This is a genomic window from Acinetobacter sp. CIP 101966, from assembly GCF_000369725.1.
GTDB lineage: Bacteria > Pseudomonadota > Gammaproteobacteria > Pseudomonadales > Moraxellaceae > Acinetobacter > Acinetobacter lwoffii_Q.
Map to the genome: position 1 here is coordinate 746,563 of NZ_KB850160.1, position 22,182 is coordinate 768,744.

The window sequence follows — 22,182 nt, forward strand, 5'->3', positions numbered from 1 at the left end:
CAACTGTTTAACTTGATGAACTCGCAGAAAAGTTATGTGCAGTAATTAAAATGCCATAACGGGCATTCAGATAATCTCCGACTCGGATTTGATCTACTCCATTGGCATGATGCACCATCAGCGCTTGCGTGACTGCATCATAGCTAAAGGAGTCATAACTATCTTGATGCAGGCTGAGCCAGTGCAGCGTATCTGCCAGGTTGCTGTCGACGATATAGGTATCTGCATGAAAATCTTTACTCATATGCCTGTTCATCGTGATGAAATTTCCCTTTAATTTTAACGGAAATTAGCCCATAACAAGCATAAAAAAGTGAGCCATTGCTCACTTTTCTTGCAAAAACTTTAGTCCTTATTCGTACCGCACTTACGACACTCCCTGTGTTCCCCGATTTCTTGCATTTGCTCATATTCATAAATATGCAAACAAAACAATTTTCTTAAAAGCTGAAGCATCATTGAAACTCCTGTTTAATCATTTTTTTAATACGCTTCTTAAGATATTCCGTCCTGAAACATCATGATTTTTGACTAAAAAATCATCTCATATTAATTAGCATAATTTTTTCAGTTGTAAAATGCATTTCATCTACTTTTCACTTTTTTTGCAGATATTCTTTGAACTACATCACAATTATTTCATAAATATGAACTTTTTTTTGATTAAAGAGGATGTTTATGGAATTTAGATAACAAAAGTAATATCTGAGGGAGATGCTTTTTTATTAAGCTGGTAACGAAGAATCTTTATTGAAAGGCAAACTAGAAAAGTTCATTATCAGTGGAGGCAACCCATTTTAAGCCCTTCGAGATAAGAACGACGATCAATTAAGTGAATTGCTTACTTCAGATTTCATAATATCCAAAAACAAAAAACCCTTTACGATTAATGCACGTAAGGGGTTGTTTTATATGGTGGGCCCAGACGGACAAAAACTATCACCTATCCTATTGTTTTTATTACACTAATTACTTTAAAAAAATTACAGGATACAAGCTAGGATACATGGTTTAAATGTTCATTTTTTAATCAATTAAACTTTATTTACCACCAAACTCCCCTACCACATCGCCAGATTCATTGGATTTTTACAATACAAAGTTTCTTGGTAAAAAAGGAACCAACATCAATGTAATGGCAGTTATCGATTTTAGTATGCTCTTTTACAATGGTATGTCCTAGATAAATTTCATCTATATTTTCGACAACATCATAGTGAACGTAATGCTGACGAATTCGTCCTCTCCCCCACAGCGCATTAGCATAAGCAGAACTTACACCTGAAATTTTATAGTCGCCTTTTGCAATGTCTTGCTTGAAAGCATTCCAATCATGTATATCAATATCAGCATGTACCACACCAATCTTTTTATGTTCCAATTGAACTTCGATTACTAAAGGCAATTGCTTAAAACGCTCGATAATTTCTAGTTGCTGTATTTGGGATAACTGATAAAACCATTCTCCACCGTTACGTGCGTGAATATCTCTAATTTTAGAGTCATGAAGTGACTTTATACACATTTCCTCATGGTTACCACGCACCGTATAGAACCATGGCTCACCCAATAAGGAAATACATGCTAAGTTTTCTTCACCTCGATCTACAAGATCGCCAGTACAAATAAGCACATCATTTTGAAAATCAAAATTAATGTTTTGGAGCTCCTGCATCAACAGGCTATAACAGCCATGTAAATCACCAACCACATATATATTATCCATTTGATTTGCATTGATTGTACAAATAGGAGAATAGCTCATTGACTTAATTCTTCACACTTAATTTTAATATCATTACCGACTTAACAGCTTTCCAATCATAAGCACTCGATCAAAGCTATACACATGCGCAAAAGGACTTTCTACACAACGTCCAACTAATGGCAAATTATGATCAGTTTGGCCAGTTCTAAGTACAACCTCTGCTGAACAAATAGGACATATCCCTCTAAACCGAGTTACACGTGTTAATTGATTACGCTCTCTATCACGATACATCTCAATATCAGCATGTTCTTCAGCTAATGAAATAAACGTCATAGGTGCTTTAATGACACGATGCTCCGGTAAATTCCACATTGGAACGAACCAATATTTGAATGATAGGTAAGAAAATCCAATTAGACAGACTATAAATAACAAATCAAGTGTCGTGAAGTTTTGTCCTTCACGTACTAAAACTATTGAAAATGCACAAATATATAAAGCCCATGAAATAAAACCGCCAAAGAGAACTATCAGCATAAACAGTCCTCTTATACTTTTATTTTTTATTTCACCATTCTTAAATATAAATCGATAAAACCACGACATCTTTATTGCTGAAGAATCTACACGTTCATAAGTGATGTACTCAATATCTTCCTCATTTACTAATTTTTCATCAACACTTTCAATTACAGTCTCTTGAATGTCCAACCAAAAAAGACGCTCATTACCTTTTCCACCAACAGTGTCGTTCGTGCGTACAACCGGCACATATCCGATTTCGGAAAATTTTTGAATATGCTTAGAACTTAAACGCTCAAGGTATTCATTCAGTTTTCTTTCATTGATCCATTTTCCTAATTCTTTTGGATCTACGTTATCCGCAGAAAGCTTCCCATCTACAGCTGCCTTCAATTTATACCTTGAATAGGCAACATGATCATCAACTTGCCCCTTTAATAGCCCAAGCGTCGCAGCACACATTACCTTTAAGCATTCATAAGCCCTATTTTGTGCTAAATCATCCTTGAGCACATTCCATAAAATTGAAAAAACTTTTAATTTTAATTCAAACACTTAAACCCCCACATACCCGTATATACCCCGTTTATACAGTGTTATCAGAATTAGACCATAAGCATAGTGAGTGAGTAAATCAACTTCACTAAGGATTTTAGTCATGACGATGCATATTGCATTAAACGAAAATAATAAATTGGTTAATATTGAGCAGGTTGAACGTGGACTCGCTTGCCAGTGTACTTGCTTTGAATGCGGTGAAGCCGTTATCGCTCGTAAAGGTGAGATTAAGGAACATCATTTTGCTCATGCAAGTAATAAAGTAAGCTGTACGATTAACTCTGAATCCGTACTACATAAATATGCCAAAGAGGTTATTCTTGAATCTATGGGACTTATGCTTCCTGCTCTACCTGACTCAGATAGTGAAGCTGCATGGTGGACCTTCGAAAAATTATTACCTGAATTTTCTCTCGGTTTAATTCGCCCTGACCTTATTGGTTATTTTGATGGCGAACCTATTTTAATTGAGATCGCAGTCACTCATTTTATTGATGCTGAAAAACTAAAACGCATTGAGGTTTTTAAATCAAAATGTATTGAAGTCGATTTATCATCACTTCTTAAAAATGATATTGCAATTCCAAGTACAGAAGCCAAACAGCAAATCCTCGAGAACCTAGACAATAGAAAATGGATTTACCCACTTCCGCAAGAACAATCCACTCAGCAACAAATAGCTTCTACTTCCTTCAAAGTAACCACCACACTACCAGTAACGCCTGAACTACAGAACACCAGTCCGAATTGGCAGGACTATAAATTTAAAGTTAAAGGCATGCACCTTAATGTTCGCCATTTTGCTAGTGGTATGATTTCAGTAAATAGTGCATACAACCCTGCAATCACTGCGATGCTAAAAGAATGGAAACGTGAAGGACGCGGCTCATACAATCCTACATATAAATCTTGGAACTACTGGCTCCCATTTTCGGAACAGGTTTTACAAAGACTCAAAGAACTCAATGAATAAAGGCATATTACCCATAAATACTTGTCTAATCACGACAAATGATAAGTACTTAAATTGGGACCTATCTAGCTAAAAAGTAGCTTTAAGTCCCAAATATGGTACTAACCTCACAAGATAAAAGACTAAATAATTTTAAAATTTTCTGGCTCATCCAGATTAAATGGTACGACTCGCAGCTTTGCACCATCCGTTTGCCTAAACTCAAACTCATCTAAAGGCCGATTAAACTTTTCAACTCTATAAGGATAAATCAATATTACTTCGCTCTCATGTTCTAAGTAAAAGTGACTGTAAGCAAACATCTGCTGAATATCACTGTCTTTTAAACCGTATCGTCCACTACGATCACTTTGATCAATCAACTTCCATTTGGTATCCATGACAATATTTTTATCATCAGATCGCTCAATAAAAATATCTGGCTTGAGTTTGAAGATATTGCTATTTTGATGTTTACAGATATGTTCCATCGCATGCTGTGTCTTGACCTTGGATTCAGGCAAGTTACGGCGCAGATGATAGGCCACGTAGTGCTCGAACAACTTTTCCATTGGGAACAGCAGGCTCATACCACGCCACTCACCGGACGTTGATACAGGCATATATTCGCCAAGGATTAGCTCAGTCCAAAGCTTAATCTCATCATAGAGCGCAAGTAAGCGTCCTGATTGCCATTGTCTCAAATCCTGCCTTATGTTCTGACTTCGTGGTATTTCACCCGTCATCAGGCGGAGTTCTTGCGCTAATTTCCAATTACTCGCATCTTTAGCCTTTTTACAGACGATTTCCAATGCGGTACGAATCAGCCTATTTTCAGGGCGATTGACCTCATATACATCATGTTCGATTGGGAAAATATGCCTTTTAGAAGGAGGCTGGCGCATGTATTTTACATGCTGCAACTGCCCTCTTAAGAATTTCTGCTCTTCCTGAACTCGATTGTAGTCAAAACGTAAGCCACGTTGAACCAATCGTTCAAAAGAGGCTAAAAACTGGCTGATAATCCACTCATGCAGTGACTGTTTAAAGCGATTTAGGTTCGCCGCACCCGCTTCACGGTAGGGTAAATGCAAAGAAACACTGAGCATTTTCTGAAGCAGTCTACGTTCTTGCTGAATGATACTTTGATCATCAGTCCCACTCATTTCCACATGCTTCGGCAGTATTTCAATACGTGTGCCACATTTGGTTTCAATGACACCCACATACTGATCTAGCTTGATCTTTCTTCGACCTGCCAATTCAAATACTTTCGCGCCGTGCTTTGAAAAGGATGCAGCCAACTCACACAAATGCTCAAAGGCAGACTCAGAAATATAAGCATGGTCTAGTGTCGACTTAGGACAGCCTTCATAAGCGATACTGATGAAGGCATATTCTCGAACTGTAAAATCAGGCATAGATATCCCCGATTAATGCTTAATGATCTTAGTAAAACTTTCAATTGAATCAAATGTGGAATCAACTAATTCCCAGGTTTTTTGATCTTCAAAGAAGCCTTCTGAACCAGTATCGACATTAGGGAATAAAGCTGATTTTTCCACTACTTTTGGTTTAAGCATGCCATTGGCATTTAAGACCATATTGATCTTTGACCAATCATCAAAAAAGTATTCTTGAAGCTGTGGAATAATCCTCTGCTTAAAAATATCTGCGAGATTTTGCAAGGTTGGCTGATCTTTCAATGACATGAAATTAGCATGACCAATGCAATGATCACGATCCAGCAGGACTTCAATACGTTGATTAATGACCGTTAGTAACTGTTGAACATCTACGTCTTCGACATTCACATCATTTAGTAATTCTGGCTTTGGAGGCATTTCAATAAAGGTAAAGCGACGGCGCAAGGCAATATCTAAACCTGTTAAAGAGCGGTCAGATGAGTTCATCGTCCCAATCAGATAAACATTATCAGGCACACAAAATTCTTTTTTAGAATATGGCAAAGTTACAGATAAAGCTTCATCTGCTCCTTCACGTTTTGAAGCTTCAATTAAAGTAATCAATTCACCAAAGATACGTGAAATATTACCTCGGTTGATTTCATCAACAATCAATACATATTTATTTTCTAAGTTACTTGAATGCTTAGCTTCTGGCTGTAACAAAGCTGATAGCTTCGATTTATCAACAGCATTTTCTAAGTTATAGACTGTTGATTGAGAGAAAATTTTCTTAAAGTAATCCTCATTTTTCAAACTTGGTGAAAAAGTTTTTAGCCAATTGACCTTTCTGAGCTGATGATATCCAAACTCCTGATTTTCATCATACTCATAATTCCCTGTAACCTCAGCAATTGCTCTAAACTTCAAATTCCCATCAGTAATAACGACTAAATCACCATTCTGAATTTTATTCTTGAAAGTATTCACATAACCAGCAGCTGTATCTTCACTGTCTTTAGGATAATTAACTTCAGCTAATTTACTCTTGATGAACTGTATATTTTCGCACTTACTAAAATTAACTGCATCCCCCCATCCTAGCAGAATGACATTATTGTCTAAACAAGAGCGGTACAGGTCATCTTCAATCCCTGCTTTCCCCAAAGACATCTTCCAGACTTTTTTATTTGATAGGTCAATTTCATCTTCAATATTGGATTGAACATTTCCTTTAGCCAACTCAACGATTTCTTTAAATACCCCTGCTTTAACCGGATATTTTAAATTTCCTTTATCATCCGTTTCAGCACGAATCCCTTCTACAAAATCTTCATAGCTAAAGCTTTGATGAAAGGTGACAAATTTGATTTGCCCTTGAGATTTATATTCATCAAACCGTTTTTTGAGCACCGTGCGATCTTCATTCTCTAATGATTCAAGGGTTTTATTTTCAATAATGGATAGTGCATGGTTGATTGTATGAAATGTCTTACCTGTACCCGCAGCGCCAAATAAGATACGGTTTAAAGGTTGTTGAGTCATGACTTCATCCATTAATTCTTCAGTTTGCTGTTTCTTTTGTTTGTTATCCAGGTAGCCTTTTCTTACCATCGCAAAAAGCTTTTCTACATAAGGGAAAAATTGCTGTTCTCCCTTATCAGCCAATAAAAGAGGTAAAAACTCTGGAAGTGGTAATTTAGGGTATAGATGATCATAGCCAATACGTTTTGTATTCACTTTACTCACAATTGGAATGATGAAAGGATCGTTAAAATCCTGATATAAAAATGCAATCGTCCACTTCAGTCCTTTAGTAAACTGAATTTGGTCAATTGCCTTTAAGTCACGGCGCTGAGCTGCATCTACAATCTCAAGTATTTCTTGCTTGAGTGTTTCAAATGCGAGACTTGCATCATCCCCAAGCCGTTTATTCCATGAATACGGCTTTTCATTATGATATTTGTCGTTATCTCCTAGGCCTATAGGCTCCCAAATATCAAAATAACAAGCAAAGGTAGGATCGCCTTGTGTTGGATCAAAGCTGTCAATTTGCGTAATAAAACATTCTTTATTTTTAGCTTGGTGGTAGTGCTCAAGTGTAAGGTCTTTTAAACGGTCTATTGGCCAAAACTTTAAAAATTCCTTTACTTTGCGCTCAAGCACCGTAGCGTGAGATTGATGTATTTCTTATTCATACCAATCACAGAATTCCTCAAGTTCTTGAGCCGATTCTATCTCGATATAATAAGCTCTATTACCTAACCACAAGTTTTTACTTTGTGATTTTAATCCACTATGCCGCCCATCATGCTCAGAGTATTTTCCGTTAGGAACTTCTTTCGTGGATTTGAATTGAAATCTATAATCCGTACAACCTTCAGGATCTATTTCAATAAAGAAACTTGCTTTTGAACCCGTCAGTACCAATGCAATTTCACGTCCAACCTCATTGGTAACAACAGTCATCTTTTGACGACTGATATATTGATCAGGATATTTTGCATTTAAAATTTCATCTGCTTCTGTTGGTGTCAGATAGGTCTGCTTAGGATGAGCCTCTATATACTCTTGCGCGCTATCATCTTGACTAACGCGTTTTTAGGTTTGATATTCAACTAAGCTTTCTGTCGCTTTAACCTCTGTGGTCTAACGGTCCAAACCATGATCTCCAATACGGCTTTGTTGCACAAACCTATCTGTAAAGGCTTTTTCAGCGATATAATTTTCAAATGAAGAAGCCTACACACAAAATCTACCGCACAACCAATTGGCCCGCATATAACCGAGCACTCATGAGTCGCGGAAATATTGCCATTTGGTTTGATCCTGCTACGCAATGGTATGCTCCATCAAAAGGCAAACAAGGGCGAAATCAAACCTACTCCGACGCAGCTATCCAATGCTGCTTAATGATTAAATCCTTATTCCGTCTATCTTTACGTATGGTCACTGGCTTTGTGCAAAGTCTGATTAAACTTTGCGGATTAAATTGGACCGCACCAGATTACAGTACGCTTTGTAGAAGACAAAAGCATATTGATATTGCAATCAGCTACCAAAAAAGTAGCGATGGGCTGCATCTACTCGTAGACTCTACAGGCATGAAGTTTCTAGGTGAGGGCGAATGGAAACGCAAGAAACATGGAGCTGAATATCGTCGCCAATGGCGTAAACTACATATTGGTATAGATGCCAAAACCCTACAAATACGCGCTATTCAGCTCACAACCAATAATGTCAGTGATTCACAGGTGCTTGGTGATTTACTTAATCAGATTCCACAAGATGAGCAGATTGACTCTGTTTATACCGATGGAGCTTATGACACCAAGCAATGCCGTCAGGTCATTGCAGATCGGCAAGCACATGCGGTGATTCCACCTAGAAAAAATGCGAAACCATGGAAAGATACAAAGAGTAGCTCGCTAGAGCGAAATGAATTACTTCGAACAGTTAAACGTTTAGGCAGGACATTATGGAAAAAATGGTCAGGCTATCATCGGCGCAGTTTGGTGGAAACCAAGATGCATTGCATCAAATTATTAGGCGATAAATTAATGGCAAGAAGCTTTCCTAGTCAGGTGAATGAAATTCATGCACGTGTAGCAGTCCTCAACAGATTTACGGAATTAGGTCGACCACTTACCCAAGTTACGCCTTAAATTTGGCTCAATTAGGGGCGCTTTGCATTTCAAATCTTTGTGCAACAAAGCCCTCCAATACTATCACTTTGAATACGCCTAGGTAGTTACATGAAAATCTATGACGGATCATTAGAAACTGTAAACTGTCGAATCAAACGTAGGTGATTATTAGTAACTTGCTACAGACTGACCGTCTGAATTAACCAGACAGTATAGCCGACGAAAAATAGTACTAAAGTAGTGCCAGAAGTACGACCGAATACACGCTTGGTTTTAAATGCAAATAGACACATCACAAACAGTAGTAAGGTTAAGAGACTCATCGCTAATATATCACGCGACAGAATAATGCTACTCGGAGTAATAGGCGCAATGAGTGCTGCTATACCTACGACTCCTAAAGTATTAAAAACGTTAGAGCCTATAATATTACCCAAAGCCATATCATGCTCACCTTTACGTGCGGCCGACAAGCTCGCAACTAATTCAGGCAGTGACGTACCGATAGCGACGATAGTGAGACCAATGATAAGCTCACTCAAGCCCCATAAAGTAGCAAGTTCAGTAGCGCCCCAAACGATAGCGCGCGAGCTTAGTATTAATACGAACAAACCAAGAAATAACCTACCTAAACCTTGTGCCATACTGTGTTCAGCCTTTGCAGTTTCTTCTACAGTATCGTCTTCATGTTCGTGGTTGCCTTCACGCAGGCTCAAGATGATTTGTATGCCTAAGACAACGACTAGAAGCACTATCAATACTATACCGTCGGTATTACCTAAGACACCATCGCTTAATTGCCAAGCAGCTACTGCCGTCACCAACAGTAGTAAAGGCATATCACGATTGATAATACTTTTTCGGATAATAATTGGACTTATTAATACCGTTGCGCCTAATACTAAGGCGATATTAACAATGTTAGAACCATAAGCATTACCCAATGCCAGCCCAGGGCTACCTTCTAAAGCAGCTAACATGGACACTATCATCTCTGGTGCTGAAGTGCCTAAACCTAGAATGATGACACCAATCAAAAAGCTGGGTACATTCAGCTTATTAGCTAAAGCGACGGCACCATCAATAAAAACATCAGCACTCCAAACCAAGATTGCTAGACCTACTACTACTACTGCTAGCATTGCTAACCACATCAGTGCGTTTCCTTATAAAAATTAGAGTAATCGTTAAGAAAAATGGGCATAAAAAATTGAGCAATAGAAGGCTCAGTTTTATAGTAGCATAAGCAACCAGCGCAATTATGAGGAAAGGTATTATTGTTTTTTATACTTTGAAGTCCTTAATGTCTCATTCAGTCTTGAAAGCATGATTAGTGCATTTGCGATTACCAATGATGTGATTGTCATCATATTAAGCCTTATAATTAATACCATCAAAAACCTTAAGATATCCATATGCTAAAGAAAACTGAGCAAAGATTAGAGAAAATCATATTTAATAGCCGTTGGCTACTAGCCCCATTTTATTTGGGATTAGTGCTCGGTATTATTTTATTATTTATCAAGTTTTTCCAAGAAATGTGGCATATGATCACCCATGTGCTCAGTGCGTCTGAAGCCGATGTGATCGTTGGTGCGTTAGCTCTTATCGACATGTCATTGGTCGCAAGTTTGTTACTCATCATTATATTCAGTGGTTACGAAATTTTTGTCTCAAAAATTGATACAGGGGGTCATGAGGATCGTCCTGAATGGATGGGAAAAACTAATTTCTCTGGCCTAAAACTTAAAGTCATTGGTGCTATTGTTGCCATTTCTGCTATCGATCTTCTTAAATCATTTATGGATATACCCAAAGATATGAGCGAGGGTGATGCTGATAGATTGATGTGGAAAGTGATTATTCATATGACGTTTGTACTTTCAGGCCTATTGTTTGCCTTGATGGACAAGATTGTTGGTGATACTAAAAAACATTAAAAAAAGCTCAATAGAAATCTATTTATTAATTTACGCAAATAGGCGCAAAGGAGCGTAGATGGCATGAGCTAGTTTATTAACCTTATTCGATGACATTAGTATGATGAGTGTTTATGTGACTTGTGCATTAAAATCCTGATGGTAATCTAATCAAGATCTATGAACGTCTAACAGAGATAGAGATTTTAACAAAACTTAAAAATAAGCAGCCAACCTTTTTAGTAGCAGGCACTGAGGGTAATTATGTCAACTAAGATATTTGATGTGGTAGTAACTGGCGGCGGTTGGCACAGGCTTTCTATCAGCTATCGTAGCGTATGTAATGAATAATATGCCGTCAACCCTTATCGGCGCACTTGCTATTGATAGCGCTCAAGTGCCTGCCGCAACGCGTCAGCTGATGATTTATGCCAATGTTATTGGTAATGATTTAGGGACAAAATTAACCCCAATTGGTAGCCTAGCAACCTTGTTATGGTTCTTTATTCACCAACACATCATAAATAATATGCGCAAATTGCTTCATCTTCGCAGGATCACTCATCAACTGTGTCATTTGCTCCATATGCGCTGCATTACTGTCTAATACAGCATCATCAAGCGCCGTGTCAAACTCACCCAGCATGGCCTGTTCACGGGTATTGTTTTGGATCTGCTTCATCATGCGTGTGTTCTCAGACATCTTATCTGCGACGGTATGCACATAATTAATCATGTCTTTATCGGTCAGCTTATCCGTGATAAAGATCTCATTCACACGGCTTAAAATCACCGACAGGAAGTCTTCTTTCTTGTCTTTCGCCTTGGCTGTACCCAAATCATTCCCAGGCTCCAATTTATGCTCAGTACTGTCTGCTTTAAGCTGAATATCCTGCTGACGAAGCTTAGACAAGCGGTAATGGCTCATTGCTACATTACTCAGATCAATTTCATCTTCGTCCGCAGCTTGTTCACGCAGCATCGGGCGCAAGTTACGGGCAAAAAGACTGAGCTTCTCCAACTCCTTGTCGTCATATTCCACGATCTGCGACATAAACTCATAGAAACGGGTAAAACTGCCTAAATCCTTTTTAAAGATTTCCAGAGCATCACGGGCTTTCTTCGCTTCTGCAAACTCATTTTCCGCATTGGCAATTAGTACGGCGTCACCTGTCTGTTTACAGCGTTCTAAACGGTTCTTAGTGACATCATAATCATTCACGGCTGCCGTGTAACGATGTTGCCAGCGTTGCATCGCAGGCTTACAGATATTGGCAAGTGCCGCATTGGATTTGTTCTTGCTATAAAAAGCTTCTGTAAACTGCTCTACCTCAGTCATCAGGAACATACCTGCTGACTTCAACTTGTTGGCCAAATCGTACACCTGATCAGGATTGGACACATCTGCCAGTTCTGCCGTTTGGTAGTAAGGTTGGAAGGCATCCAGAATATCTTGCGGTTCATTAAAGAAATCCAGAACAAAGGTGCCAGTTTCTGCTTTACCCGGATAAGTACGATTCAAACGAGATAATGTCTGTACGCATTCCACGCCACCCAATTTCTTATCGACATACATTGCACACAGTTTTGGCTGGTCAAAGCCGGTCTGGAATTTATTCGCCACAATCATCACCTGAAAGTCATCGCTATCAAATGCCTTACGCATCTCACGACCTTTCATATTCGGGTTCATATTGCTTTCAGTAAATTTCTGACCTAACAGATGGCTACTGTCTGCATCATTGGCATTAAATTCTACATCGCCTGAGAATGCCACCATGGCTTGAATGTTGGCATAGTTCTGTTCAGTAATGTATTTATCAAAGGCTTGTTTATAGCGTACCGCTTCTTTACGAGAACTGGTCACCACCATGGCTTTGGCTTGTCCGCCGAGTAAGCCCATAATATTTTTCTTAAAATGCTCAATAATGATATGCACTTTTTGCGAGATATTATGATCGTGTAAGCGTACCCACTGATTCAGCTTGGTCTTGGCTTTCTTGGCATCGACCTGAGCATCTTTTTCTTCGATCTTCTGCTTGAGCTTATAGATCACTTTATAGTTGGTGTAATTCTTCAGCACGTCCAAAATAAAGCCTTCTTCAATCGCTTGGCGCATGGAATAGACATGATATGCCACAGGAATATTGGTTTTAGACGGCGGCATGCTTGGATCGGGCAAGCGTCCAAACAGTTGTAAGGTTTTATCCTTTGGTGTTGCGGTAAAGGCATAGAAGCTTAGGTTAGCACTGCCCTTACGTGATGCCATCACTGCATCGAGTACATCTTCAGAAGAAAGCTGTTCATCTTCTTCACGCTCTTCAATCATTAGGGTTTCTTTGAGCTGACGCGCCGTGGAACCGCTTTGCGATGAATGGGCTTCATCGGCAATGACGGCGTATTTACGTTCTTTTAAACTGGTGCTGTTTTCAATGGCACGTAGGACAAATGGAAAGGTTTGAATGGTCACAATAATAATTGGCTGCGCCATTTCCAAGGCTTTTGCCAATTTCTCAGATTTTGAACCATCGCCTTCTTTGTTGTTAATTCTGCCCACAACGCCATCAGCATGTTCAAACTGGTAGATGGTATCTTGTAGCTGTGCATCCAGGATGGTTCGGTCTGTCACCACAATCACCGAATCAAACATCTTTTTGTTATTGGCATCATACAGACTGGAAAGCTGATGCGCCGTCCATGCAATCGAGTTGGATTTACCCGAACCGGCACTGTGCTGAATCAGGTATTTTTGCCCTGTGCCTTCTTTAAGGGAATCTTGAACCAAGTTATTCACCACTTTCCATTGGTGATAGCGGGGGAAGATCAGGCTTTCTTTTTTGTATTTACGCCCTTCCCAGTCTTCCTTTTCTTCAATCTGTAAATGAATGAAGTTACCCAAAATATTCAGCAAGCTATCCGGGGTTAAGACTTCATTCCATAAATAGCCTGTAGCGTATTCATTGACATCTTCAGGCACATCATTGCCTGCACCCTGTTCTTTGGTGCCTTTGTTAAATGGCAGGAAGTAGGTGCTGTCACCACTTAAATGCGTCGCCATATAGACTTCATACTGACTGACGGCAAAATGCACCAATGCCCCGCGTTTAAACATCAGCAAGGGTTCAGGCTTGTTGGTTTCAGGGTCTTTGGGCAATCGGGTTTTTCGATACTGTGTCATGGCATTTTGCACAGCCTGTTTAAACTCGGACTTGAGCTCCAGAGTTGCCACAGGAAAGCCATTGATAAACAGTACCAGGTCAATCCGCCATTTTTTGGCTTGCTTGCCTGTTGCCTCTAATTCGGCTTTGGATGTGTATGGGCTATAGACTAGTTCAGGCACGACACGGCAGATGTTTTGCTGATAGCGTTCATTCAGTTCAGGGTTTAAGCTATGTTCAGGTTTAAACTGACAGAATGAAAAGCGTGTGCCACGGGTCTTGATGCCATGACGTAGTATGCCCAATGTGCCATAACTACGGGATTCAACATCGGTGGCATTGATATCGGCTTTTTTAAGTTGAGCCACCACGGTATCTAAAAAATGGCGTTCGGTATCATTGGGGAAGATGTTTTTAAATTTCTGCCACTCGACCTGTTGGGTCTTTTGTACAAAGTCTAAAACATCTTGCTCATACAAGGCTTTTTCACAATTGTAGCCTTGCCCAGAACCCACAATCCAACCATGCGATTGCATTTGCGCAATAATATCTTGCTGGAAGATAGTTTCTAAAGTTGCATCTAATCTCATGTTTCCCCTACCCCTAAATACTCAAATTTCTTTATTACTGTTCTATTTGCCAAACTGGATAGCTTTGCCAATCTTCAGGAAAGCCCATCGCTGTTTTTGATATGTTGTGATGTGTCAAAAGCAGATCAACCAGACGTTTACGCCATGTATGCTGCGGGGCGATTTTGTCCATGAAATAGAGTAGAAATACCAGACTGTTATAAATTTTTCGATCTGATGCGTTGGTATTTTCAAAATTGCATTGCACCCGAAGCCCCAGTGGCTTACTGCGTGGCTTAGCAATGGTTTTGGTAAATTTTCGGTTCCATAGTCTTGAATGATGGGCACAGGTATTTCTTAAGTAAACAAAGTGCTGTAACAGCCCTTCAAACTGTTTTTCATCGCAATCAAAATGACTGGAAATGGCTTTACGTGTCTGAATCGGTGCCAGCAGCTGATACCATTTAGACAGTTGCCCAAAACTCATGACTTCGCAGGTGGCCCAGATTGGTGGTAATTCAGGATCATCATAGCTGCGTTTATAGTGTTCTATAAAAACTTCATCTGCGCGGGACACTTCAGTTTTCAGTGATTCGAGTAAGCTTTGCCATCTAAAGGCGGGTTTAAAGTATTGCCCTTGCAGATAGGCATGACAACCATGCCGATGTGCCAGTTCATAGGCAAAACGGGTACGAACGGCAACTTCCAGGCGTTCTATGGCATCCAGGATAAGTAACCTTAATTCACGATCAAATACATACAGCTCTAACACCTGTTCAAAACTGGTATCTGGTTTAAAGCAATGTGGTGAATGGCTGTATTCAAACGGAAGCCAGTAGGCACCTAAGCGATAATAATTGATTTGCTCTAGGTAAAATTGTGCCTGTTGTTCATTGGCAAACTGCATACCACGCGCTTTTAATAACTCGATCTGTTCAGCAAAGGTTTTGGCAGGCTTATTAAAAGATTTCATTGTCCCGTCCTGAAATAAGTTTACACCTTAAGAGACTTATTTTATGGAACATAAACGAGAACAACGAGTTAAACGTACACAACGTGACTATAGCTTTGCCTTTAAAATGATGGTGGTACATGAAGTAGAAAAAGGGCAAATTACTTATAAGCAAGCTCAGGCAAAATATGGTATTCAAGGAAGATCAACTGTGCTGGTATGGTTACGCAAGCACGGACAACAGGACTGGACTTCGAATATGCCGACTTCTTCTAAACGCCAATTGACACCCCAACAACGAATCCGCCAATTAGAAAAGCAGTTAGCCGCAGAAAAGCTTAAAACTGAATTTATTCAGGATGTGATTTATCACATTGATAAAGAATGTGGGACTGATCTTGGAAAAAAGTATACCGAGCACGTTTCAAAGATTGGCAAAGCCAAAGAAGACTAAGCGTTTCACGTTATTGTCAGTGGTTGGGAATCACCCGACAAGCTTATTATCAAGCAGAAAAACGTGCTCAAATGACTGCACAAGCAACTGAACAAATACTTGAGTTGGTTATGGAATATCGCTGTCTCATGCCAAGTATCGGAACACGTAAGCTGTATTGGCTTATTAAAGGCAAATTGTTGCAACGTGGTTTAAAGTGTGGACGGGATCAGTTATTTAAAATATTGAAAGAAAATAACTTATTGATTCGCCCTAAGCGTCGCTATACAAAAACTACGGATAGCAAGCATTGGATGAAGAAGCATCCAAATTTATTAAAGGATTATTCAGCGGTGCAAGCCAATGAAGTCTTTGTTAGTGATATTACCTATGTTGAGAGTGCTGAAGGTGTGCATTATTTATCCTTGGTGACAGATGCTTATACCCGACAGATTAAAGGTTATAAGTTATCGAATGATATGCGTGCAGAGAATGTTGTGCAGGCACTACATATGGCGATGCAGCATGTGACAGATCGGGCAGCCAGGATGATTCACCATTCAGACAGAGGCTCTCAGTATTGCTCTGAGCTATATCAATCGGCATTGCGCCATTATGGGATATGTCCTTCCATGACAGATGGCAAGGACTGTTATCAGAATGCATTAGCAGAGCGAATTAATGGAATATTAAAGCAGGAGTTTTTAACCACGCGATGTCAAACCATGAAGGAGTTAGATCACTTAATTGCGGAATCTATCATGATTTACAATTGTTATAGACCGCATTTAAGTTTAAATATGAACACCCCGAATCAGATGTATGAGCAAACAAAAACCGAGCTAATTGCTTAACTCGGTTTGAAGTGGAATACTGTCAATCTATTTCAGGACAAGACACATAGAGGACTTACCCCTATTTTTATATTTTTTAGGGCTCCTGAAACAAGTAACCCGACAGTTTGAGGATGCAATTGCTTGCCTAGCCTTGTCGGGTGTTGTTGAGCATATAGTGAATCATTGCAATTATTTATGCAATGATTTTTTGTATCTGCTTGATTCCACATTTGTTTGAGGCAACTGAGAATATTCATAGGCTTAACTCCGTTTTAGCCTCATTGGGGTGTTGCCAGTTGCTGACATTGATTTTGCCTGTCACCGCAGATGAAATTAGAGCTGTACGGCGTTCTTTTAATAATTCAATTTGCTTTATACAATCATTGACTAGTTTGTCAAAAACTCGTTCTTTAGCAGAAAGAAAATCCGCAATTTGCTTTTGTTCTTCTAAACTTGAAAATGGAACGGCTAGTTTTTTTAGTAACTCTTGGCTGAGCGATGCTCGTGTTACAAGGTTCATTTCTTTAACGAAGAATGCCCTTAATAGAATATTACGGAAATAAAATTTTGAATATTCAGGGGCTTTGTTGCACAAAGATTTGAAATGCAAAGCGCCCCTAATTGAGCCAAATTTAAGGCGTAACTTGGGTAAGTGGTCGACCTAATTCCGTAAATCTGTTGAGGACTGCTACACGTGCATGAATTTCATTCACCTGACTAGGAAAGCTTCTTGCCATTAATTTATCGCCTAATAATTTGATGCAATGCATCTTGGTTTCCACCAAACTGCGCCGATGATAGCCTGACCATTTTTTCCATAATGTCCTGCCTAAACGTTTAACTGTTCGAAGTAATTCATTTCGCTCTAGCGAGCTACTCTTTGTATCTTTCCATGGTTTCGCATTTTTTCTAGGTGGAATCACCGCATGTGCTTGCCGATCTGCAATGACCTGACGGCATTGCTTGGTGTCATAAGCTCCATCGGTATAAACAGAGTCAATCTGCTCATCTTGTGGAATCTGATTAAGTAAATCACCAAGCACCTGTGAATCACTGACATTATTGGTTGTGAGCTGAATAGCGCGTATTTGTAGGGTTTTGGCATCTATACCAATATGTAGTTTACGCCATTGGCGACGATATTCAGCTCCATGTTTCTTGCGTTTCCATTCGCCCTCACCTAGAAACTTCATGCCTGTAGAGTCTACGAGTAGATGCAGCCCATCGCTACTTTTTTGGTAGCTGATTGCAATATCAATATGCTTTTGTCTTCTACAAAGCGTACTGTAATCTGGTGCGGTCCAATTTAATCCGCAAAGTTTAATCAGACTTTGCACAAAGCCAGTGACCATACGTAAAGATAGACGGAATAAGGATTTAATCATTAAGCAGCATTGGATAGCTGCGTCGGAGTAGGTTTGATTTCGCCCTTGTTTGCCTTTTGATGGCGCATACCATTGCGTAGCAGGATCAAACCAAATGGCAATATTTCCGCGACTCATGAGTGCTCGGTTATATGCGGGCCAATTGGTTGTGCGGTAGATTTTGTGTGTAGGCTTCTTCATTTGAAAATTATATCGCTGAAAAAGCCTTTACAGATAGGTTTGTGCAACAAAGCCTTTCAGTGGCATCAATCACAACAACTTCCCAATCCACTTCATCTCGATTAGGAAGTTGTTTTGGCAAGTTGAATTTTCCAGAACGGATTAAGGTATCTTCAATAACACGTGTGATACGAATTGCACTCGTTTCAGATACACCGTAACTCATACCAAGATGGAAAAATGTTCGATATTCTCTCCAATATTCTATACATAAGAGCAAACGATCTTCCAACGGTAATTTATGCGGTCGTCCTTTACCAATATGACCAGGTAAATGCTTATTTAGCTCGGCCAACATGAGGTTAAATGTAGCCCAACTAACACCGGTAAGCCTACGAAACTTAACGTCTGATAATTTTTGAATATCTTTGAATTTCATCCAAGGATTATCCCTTGAATTAAATAATTTTGCTGATTAATTTAAGATCAAATAAATTGTACGTTTTTTGATTTATGACGGAAGTCTAATAAAAATAAAACCTATAACAATGCCTGATGAATACATCAACACATCTAAGATTAAAGGTGATTTAGTTCAAGCAGAAGATAGCAATTTTTTCTATGGAACCAGTAAATCTAGTTATCCATTTTCTCTAGTCATAAAAATACTCAAGGCATTAGATCAATCTTATACACCTGAGCTTCTTGCTCAAAAGTATGACTTTTCAATTGAGACCCTCATACTGTGGCAACAAAATATACTTAGACTCAAACAACTCAAAAATCGCAAGAACCGGCCTCGCTTCATTATTAATGCTGATAAATCACAACGCATACTTCCGCATATTGAAACAACGGAAGAAAAAATAGTCTTAGAATATTTTTTTAAACAGCTCAACCAGCATAGTTGTGATGATATCCATATATTAAATTCACTCCATATTTTTGAAATGAAGGCTAACATTTCACATGCTGGATTAATCTTTAATAGTGCTGAAGTAAGACTAGCAAATCGATTTTTGACAGGTATTTATTCTTTATTTCCAACAAAATATTGGCAGATCGCTCTACCCCTTAAAATCTCACAAGATAAGCTTACTGAAAAACTGCAGATTAAATCAATACCTTACCGAATGAACAGCAGTTTAAGTAATGCTTTTAAGCTTGAGCTAGTATCCCAAAATAATGAAAAGGCACTAACCGTCTTACGCTATTGCATGTTGGTTTTACTGATCCTATGTACACCGTCGCAACCTAGATCATAGCTGATCTGGCTGATAACCTGAAAACTCATAAAAGTCATGCAACAATTGAGTATAGACATCTGAAAAATTTATTAAGTTTTCTGGTTGTAAACCATAATGGTCAAAATAGCGATCATCAATGAAATAAGCTAATCCTATGTGCGTGTTGAGATAAGTTGATACGCCCAGTTGCCTACAAAAGTCAGGATTATATTGCAACTGTAATTGCGTATTACAAATAATTTTTGAGGCTACAATTTTAGCTACATTGCGAATATTCAGATGTCGAATACTAGGATGCATCGATGTCAAAATTCGACTCGAAGAATAATTCATCATGAGCGTTTGGCCTTCAATTGATTTAGATTTTTATCAAGTAATGATTTAGTTACTTCTCGTTTCACAAGTAAGCATCTAAACTATGTCTATATTTATATAAAAACATGACTAAAACGTCAAGTTTTTATTGTCTATTTGGCGGTAATAATGACACTTGAATTAGACTCGAATGAACTTAAAATTCGATTGAAAGAAGTCAGAAAGATACGAAAGCTGACACAGCAAGAACTTGCTGAAAAAACGGGAATACCCGTAACCTCTATTGCGCATTTTGAGTCGGGCTCACGTAAACCTTCTTTAGAAAATTTTTATAAGCTCATTGTCGTACTTAATATATCAGCAGACTACATCCTAGGACGAAGTAAAGATATGAGTGCATTAGGTGTTGATCCCCTTGTGAGCACCCTGCAAAAATTACCTGAGGTTGAGCGAAGAATGATTGAGAAATTTATTGTTTCTTTAGATCATAACTAGAGTCGACCCTGCATATAGAATCTGAAGACTAGAAAATTAAAAAACCACTTAAAGTGGTTTTTTTGCATAGCCCCGAAATGGATATAAACACATTGTGTGTTTGCTATGTGGAATTGATCATCTAGTATTGCCTAGATGGTTGTTTAAATAGTGATTATTCACTCCTACATTTAGCTTTGTAAGTTTTATACCACTCTTCAATTTCGGCTGTATCAAAATATACTGCTGCTTGACGAGTACTACATTCTTTTAATGGCCGTGGAAATGAAAGATCATTTTCGATGATTTTACGTAAGCAATCTCGTGTTACATTAAGCAACTCACAAACTTGGTTGTATTTTAAGCGAAATGGCTTCATATTGTGACAAACCACTGGTATATCTAAATCATCAATTTTTTTAACAGTACGTACAATACTACGACGAGTATGTGATGTATGTGCTCTAAAATGATCCAATTGAGGATCCTCGTTTAATAATAGAGAAATCATGCTATCAAAAAAAAATAATTCAAATCCCATCCGTCCTAAAACACAAAAAAGTGATCACTTTTTTGTGTTAATGCTTGAGTAAAGACTCTATATAATTACTCCACCACTCCATTATTTCGTAGCGTTCTTCTAGATGTGCTTCTTTATCATATGCCCCTTTAACGCCACCTTTTAAATGGGACAATGCAGACTCGATCACCTGAGATTTAGAACTAAAATTTTTATTCAAATTTGTTGATGCAATATGCCTAAATCCATGAGGATTTTGCTTACCTCGATACCCCAACCTGTTTAATGCCGCATTAAATGTCAGATTAGAAATCGGTTTATTAATATTGTCACGGCTTGGAAATAAGTATTCACTTTCTGGAGAAATCTCTTTTAACTCTATTAGAAGGTTCATAACATGTTGAGATAGCGGTATACCATGCTCAATGCCTCTTTTCATCATACTCGGCGGTCGGATCCATACAGCTTCAACAAAATCAAATTGTTCCCATCGTGCCTGTCTCAGCTCCCCTGGTCGAGGGAACATGTGAATTAAAAGCTCTAAGCCGATCGCCACGGGTCGAGAAGATGAATTTCTGATTAAAGAAATCATTTCAGGTAACTCATGAATTTTTACATGCTTCATGCTCTCTGTTTCCCCTTTAGCTAAATGATCTCTTATACCTTCTAAAGGGTTATATAAGAGATCTTTCTTAAATTTAGCTAAACTATAGGCTCCATAGCAGTATGAGATCAATTTTTCAATACGGTTAAAAATACCTTCGTTAATTTGTTTTTCTGTATAATGATTTAACCACTCTCTAGAAGTAATTGTAGCGTACTCCCGATCCCCAAAAACTGATAAAAGATGTTTCTCAATAGACTGTTTTTCTTTTCGATATGTTTCAGCTTTCCACGTTAATTTCTTACGTTCTAACCACTCATTCATTAAAGTAGAAAATAAGGCATCTTTATCTTGTAACTTTATTTTTTTAATCTCAGCCTGTGTTTTTATTTCAAGCGTGCCATTTAACATACCTTCTGCTTTTTCTCGTGCCTGTACATAATTTACTGTTGGATAAGCCCCCAAACCAATCCATGCCCATTTACCTTGATCATTCTTATAGCGATACTGCCAAGACTTTTTACCGTTTGGCTGAACTCGACAATACAATCCAGCAATGTCTGTGGGTTGACGATATTCTTTAGCTTTCGGCTTGAGTGCTTTGTAAATATCTTCAACGCTTTTTTTACGTCTTACACTTACATTCTGAGGTGTATTTTTTGAATGAGCGTTTACATCACTTTTTACATCATTTGTTTTCATAACTTATGGAATCTCCAGAGATTTTTTCCTTGGTGTATCCCTGAGTTATATTTTATTTAAAGGATACAAACAAGGATACACAGGACGTGTTCCCATATGAAGTTATATACATT

Annotated in this window: 23 protein-coding genes; 8 read left to right on the plus strand and 15 right to left on the minus strand. The window is 38.6% G+C overall.

What is annotated here, in order from left to right; all coding sequences use genetic code 11:
- Window positions 1-7: 7 nt before the first annotated feature.
- The 3 genes from F891_RS09650 to F891_RS09665 all read right to left on the minus strand — a co-directional run bounded on the left by F891_RS09650 (window position 8) and on the right by F891_RS09665 (window position 2,788).
- Window positions 8-244 carry a hypothetical protein gene (locus tag F891_RS09650; protein WP_034436202.1) on the minus strand — a complete coding sequence of 79 codons (237 nt, stop codon included), beginning with the start codon at window positions 242-244 and terminating at the stop codon, window positions 8-10.
- Window positions 245-1,078: 834 nt separating this feature from the next.
- On the minus strand, window positions 1,079-1,765 hold the full coding sequence (locus tag F891_RS09660) for a metallophosphoesterase (RefSeq protein WP_005103523.1): 687 nt from the start codon (window positions 1,763-1,765) through the stop codon (window positions 1,079-1,081).
- 33 nt (window positions 1,766-1,798) lie between these two features.
- Window positions 1,799-2,788, minus strand: coding sequence for a hypothetical protein (locus F891_RS09665; protein ID WP_005103524.1), 990 nt, complete (start codon window positions 2,786-2,788; stop codon window positions 1,799-1,801).
- A 103-nt stretch (window positions 2,789-2,891) separates the two neighbouring features.
- Here F891_RS09665 and F891_RS09670 point away from each other — a divergent pair, with 103 nt between their 5' ends.
- Window positions 2,892-3,764 (plus strand): competence protein CoiA family protein, encoded by an 873-nt coding sequence (locus F891_RS09670; RefSeq protein WP_005103526.1) that lies wholly within the window; start codon window positions 2,892-2,894, stop codon window positions 3,762-3,764.
- 122 nt (window positions 3,765-3,886) lie between these two features.
- Here the strand turns inward: F891_RS09670 and F891_RS09675 are convergent, their stop codons facing one another.
- From F891_RS09675 to F891_RS09685, 3 genes are read right to left on the minus strand one after another with little or no spacing between them, the layout of a single operon-like run.
- Window positions 3,887-5,164: an McrC family protein gene (locus tag F891_RS09675; protein ID WP_005103527.1), complete on the minus strand. Its 1,278-nt coding sequence runs from the start codon at window positions 5,162-5,164 to the stop codon at window positions 3,887-3,889.
- Between the two features lie 12 nt (window positions 5,165-5,176).
- Window positions 5,177-7,315 (minus strand): AAA family ATPase, encoded by a 2,139-nt coding sequence (locus tag F891_RS09680; protein WP_005263363.1) that lies wholly within the window; start codon window positions 7,313-7,315, stop codon window positions 5,177-5,179.
- Window positions 7,316-7,339: 24 nt separating this feature from the next.
- On the minus strand, window positions 7,340-7,618 hold the full coding sequence (locus F891_RS09685) for a hypothetical protein (RefSeq protein ID WP_005263364.1): 279 nt from the start codon (window positions 7,616-7,618) through the stop codon (window positions 7,340-7,342).
- Window positions 7,619-7,881: 263 nt separating this feature from the next.
- Between F891_RS09685 and F891_RS09690 the strand changes: the two genes are divergently transcribed.
- Window positions 7,882-8,814: an IS5-like element IS17 family transposase gene (locus F891_RS09690; protein WP_000743272.1), complete on the plus strand. Its 933-nt coding sequence runs from the start codon at window positions 7,882-7,884 to the stop codon at window positions 8,812-8,814.
- 161 nt (window positions 8,815-8,975) lie between these two features.
- Here F891_RS09690 and F891_RS09695 read toward each other — a convergent pair whose 3' ends face one another.
- Window positions 8,976-9,950 (minus strand): calcium/sodium antiporter, encoded by a 975-nt coding sequence (locus F891_RS09695; RefSeq protein ID WP_005103529.1) that lies wholly within the window; start codon window positions 9,948-9,950, stop codon window positions 8,976-8,978.
- Window positions 9,951-10,122: 172 nt separating this feature from the next.
- Here F891_RS09695 and F891_RS18555 point away from each other — a divergent pair, with 172 nt between their 5' ends.
- From F891_RS18555 to F891_RS18560, 3 genes are all read left to right on the plus strand, one after another.
- Window positions 10,123-10,218 carry a hypothetical protein gene (locus F891_RS18555; RefSeq protein WP_410110854.1) on the plus strand — a complete coding sequence of 32 codons (96 nt, stop codon included), beginning with the start codon at window positions 10,123-10,125 and terminating at the stop codon, window positions 10,216-10,218.
- A complete protein-coding gene (locus F891_RS09700; RefSeq protein ID WP_005263365.1) occupies window positions 10,212-10,736 on the plus strand; it encodes a TIGR00645 family protein in 525 nt (174 codons plus the stop codon). Before F891_RS18555 ends, F891_RS09700 begins: the two co-directional genes overlap by 7 nt.
- 331 nt (window positions 10,737-11,067) lie before the next feature.
- On the plus strand, window positions 11,068-11,322 hold the full coding sequence (locus F891_RS18560; protein ID WP_415867432.1) for an ArsB/NhaD family transporter: 255 nt from the start codon (window positions 11,068-11,070) through the stop codon (window positions 11,320-11,322).
- Here the strand turns inward: F891_RS18560 and F891_RS09705 are convergent.
- Complete coding sequence (locus F891_RS09705; protein ID WP_005263366.1) at window positions 11,209-14,463, minus strand: type I restriction endonuclease subunit R; 3,255 nt, start codon at window positions 14,461-14,463, stop codon at window positions 11,209-11,211. The genes F891_RS18560 and F891_RS09705 overlap by 114 nt on opposite strands.
- Window positions 14,464-14,497: 34 nt before the next feature.
- Window positions 14,498-15,415 carry an Abi family protein gene (locus tag F891_RS09710; RefSeq protein WP_005263367.1) on the minus strand — a complete coding sequence of 306 codons (918 nt, stop codon included), beginning with the start codon at window positions 15,413-15,415 and terminating at the stop codon, window positions 14,498-14,500.
- Window positions 15,416-15,458: 43 nt separating this feature from the next.
- On the opposite strand from F891_RS09710, the gene F891_RS17445 reads away from it, so the two are divergent.
- Window positions 15,459-16,681 (plus strand): IS3 family transposase gene (locus F891_RS17445; RefSeq protein WP_148335412.1). Its coding sequence is split into 2 segments (ribosomal slippage): window positions 15,459-15,795 and window positions 15,795-16,681, totalling 1,224 coding nucleotides; the frame shifts between segments, so codons are not numbered across the junction.
- Window positions 16,682-16,916: 235 nt separating this feature from the next.
- Here the strand turns inward: F891_RS17445 and F891_RS09725 are convergent.
- From F891_RS09725 to F891_RS09735, 3 genes are read right to left on the minus strand one after another with little or no spacing between them, the layout of a single operon-like run.
- A complete protein-coding gene (locus F891_RS09725; protein WP_228129153.1) occupies window positions 16,917-17,273 on the minus strand; it encodes a restriction endonuclease subunit S in 357 nt (118 codons plus the stop codon).
- A 22-nt stretch (window positions 17,274-17,295) separates the two neighbouring features.
- Complete coding sequence (locus tag F891_RS09730; protein WP_000743272.1) at window positions 17,296-18,228, minus strand: IS5-like element IS17 family transposase; 933 nt, start codon at window positions 18,226-18,228, stop codon at window positions 17,296-17,298.
- Between the two features lie 7 nt (window positions 18,229-18,235).
- Complete coding sequence (locus tag F891_RS09735; RefSeq protein WP_005263371.1) at window positions 18,236-18,646, minus strand: transposase family protein; 411 nt, start codon at window positions 18,644-18,646, stop codon at window positions 18,236-18,238.
- 109 nt (window positions 18,647-18,755) lie between these two features.
- Here F891_RS09735 and F891_RS09740 point away from each other — a divergent pair, with 109 nt between their 5' ends.
- On the plus strand, window positions 18,756-19,472 hold the full coding sequence (locus F891_RS09740) for a hypothetical protein (protein ID WP_005263373.1): 717 nt from the start codon (window positions 18,756-18,758) through the stop codon (window positions 19,470-19,472).
- Here the strand turns inward: F891_RS09740 and F891_RS09745 are convergent.
- On the minus strand, window positions 19,467-19,790 hold the full coding sequence (locus tag F891_RS09745) for a hypothetical protein (RefSeq protein WP_005263381.1): 324 nt from the start codon (window positions 19,788-19,790) through the stop codon (window positions 19,467-19,469). The two genes, F891_RS09740 and F891_RS09745, sit on opposite strands and share 6 nt — an antisense overlap.
- Window positions 19,791-19,937: 147 nt before the next feature.
- Here F891_RS09745 and F891_RS09750 point away from each other — a divergent pair, with 147 nt between their 5' ends.
- Window positions 19,938-20,264, plus strand: coding sequence for a helix-turn-helix domain-containing protein (locus tag F891_RS09750; RefSeq protein ID WP_005263383.1), 327 nt, complete (start codon window positions 19,938-19,940; stop codon window positions 20,262-20,264).
- 154 nt (window positions 20,265-20,418) lie between these two features.
- On the opposite strand, the gene F891_RS17455 is transcribed toward F891_RS09750, so the two are convergent.
- Both F891_RS17455 and F891_RS09760 read right to left on the minus strand, forming a co-directional pair.
- Window positions 20,419-20,784: a helix-turn-helix transcriptional regulator gene (locus F891_RS17455; protein WP_005263385.1), complete on the minus strand. Its 366-nt coding sequence runs from the start codon at window positions 20,782-20,784 to the stop codon at window positions 20,419-20,421.
- 37 nt (window positions 20,785-20,821) lie between these two features.
- Entirely contained in the window at window positions 20,822-22,069 is a 1,248-nt protein-coding gene (locus F891_RS09760; RefSeq protein WP_005263388.1) for a tyrosine-type recombinase/integrase, read from the minus strand.
- Window positions 22,070-22,182: the final 113 nt, after the last annotated feature.

What these genes read in the sequence shown, in the direction of transcription:
- F891_RS09660 (WP_005103523.1), bottom strand. Translation starts at nt 1,765, where the DNA reads ATGAGCTATTCTCCTATTTGTACAATCAATGCAAATCAAATGGATAAT.
- F891_RS09690 (WP_000743272.1), top strand. Translation starts at nt 7,882, where the DNA reads ATGAAGAAGCCTACACACAAAATCTACCGCACAACCAATTGGCCCGCA.
- F891_RS09700 (WP_005263365.1), top strand. Translation starts at nt 10,212, where the DNA reads ATGCTAAAGAAAACTGAGCAAAGATTAGAGAAAATCATATTTAATAGC.
- F891_RS09730 (WP_000743272.1), bottom strand. Translation starts at nt 18,228, where the DNA reads ATGAAGAAGCCTACACACAAAATCTACCGCACAACCAATTGGCCCGCA.
- F891_RS09740 (WP_005263373.1), top strand. Translation starts at nt 18,756, where the DNA reads ATGCCTGATGAATACATCAACACATCTAAGATTAAAGGTGATTTAGTT.
- F891_RS09710 (WP_005263367.1), bottom strand. Translation starts at nt 15,415, where the DNA reads ATGAAATCTTTTAATAAGCCTGCCAAAACCTTTGCTGAACAGATCGAG.
- F891_RS09670 (WP_005103526.1), top strand. Translation starts at nt 2,892, where the DNA reads ATGACGATGCATATTGCATTAAACGAAAATAATAAATTGGTTAATATT.
- F891_RS09760 (WP_005263388.1), bottom strand. Translation starts at nt 22,069, where the DNA reads ATGAAAACAAATGATGTAAAAAGTGATGTAAACGCTCATTCAAAAAAT.
- F891_RS09675 (WP_005103527.1), bottom strand. Translation starts at nt 5,164, where the DNA reads ATGCCTGATTTTACAGTTCGAGAATATGCCTTCATCAGTATCGCTTAT.
- F891_RS09745 (WP_005263381.1), bottom strand. Translation starts at nt 19,790, where the DNA reads ATGATGAATTATTCTTCGAGTCGAATTTTGACATCGATGCATCCTAGT.
- F891_RS09750 (WP_005263383.1), top strand. Translation starts at nt 19,938, where the DNA reads ATGACACTTGAATTAGACTCGAATGAACTTAAAATTCGATTGAAAGAA.
- F891_RS09705 (WP_005263366.1), bottom strand. Translation starts at nt 14,463, where the DNA reads ATGAGATTAGATGCAACTTTAGAAACTATCTTCCAGCAAGATATTATT.
- F891_RS09685 (WP_005263364.1), bottom strand. Translation starts at nt 7,618, where the DNA reads ATGACTGTTGTTACCAATGAGGTTGGACGTGAAATTGCATTGGTACTG.
- F891_RS17455 (WP_005263385.1), bottom strand. Translation starts at nt 20,784, where the DNA reads ATGGGATTTGAATTATTTTTTTTTGATAGCATGATTTCTCTATTATTA.
- F891_RS09650 (WP_034436202.1), bottom strand. Translation starts at nt 244, where the DNA reads ATGAGTAAAGATTTTCATGCAGATACCTATATCGTCGACAGCAACCTG.
- F891_RS09695 (WP_005103529.1), bottom strand. Translation starts at nt 9,950, where the DNA reads ATGTGGTTAGCAATGCTAGCAGTAGTAGTAGTAGGTCTAGCAATCTTG.
- F891_RS18555 (WP_410110854.1), top strand. Translation starts at nt 10,123, where the DNA reads ATGATTAGTGCATTTGCGATTACCAATGATGTGATTGTCATCATATTA.
- F891_RS09735 (WP_005263371.1), bottom strand. Translation starts at nt 18,646, where the DNA reads ATGAAATTCAAAGATATTCAAAAATTATCAGACGTTAAGTTTCGTAGG.
- F891_RS18560 (WP_415867432.1), top strand. Translation starts at nt 11,068, where the DNA reads ATGCCGTCAACCCTTATCGGCGCACTTGCTATTGATAGCGCTCAAGTG.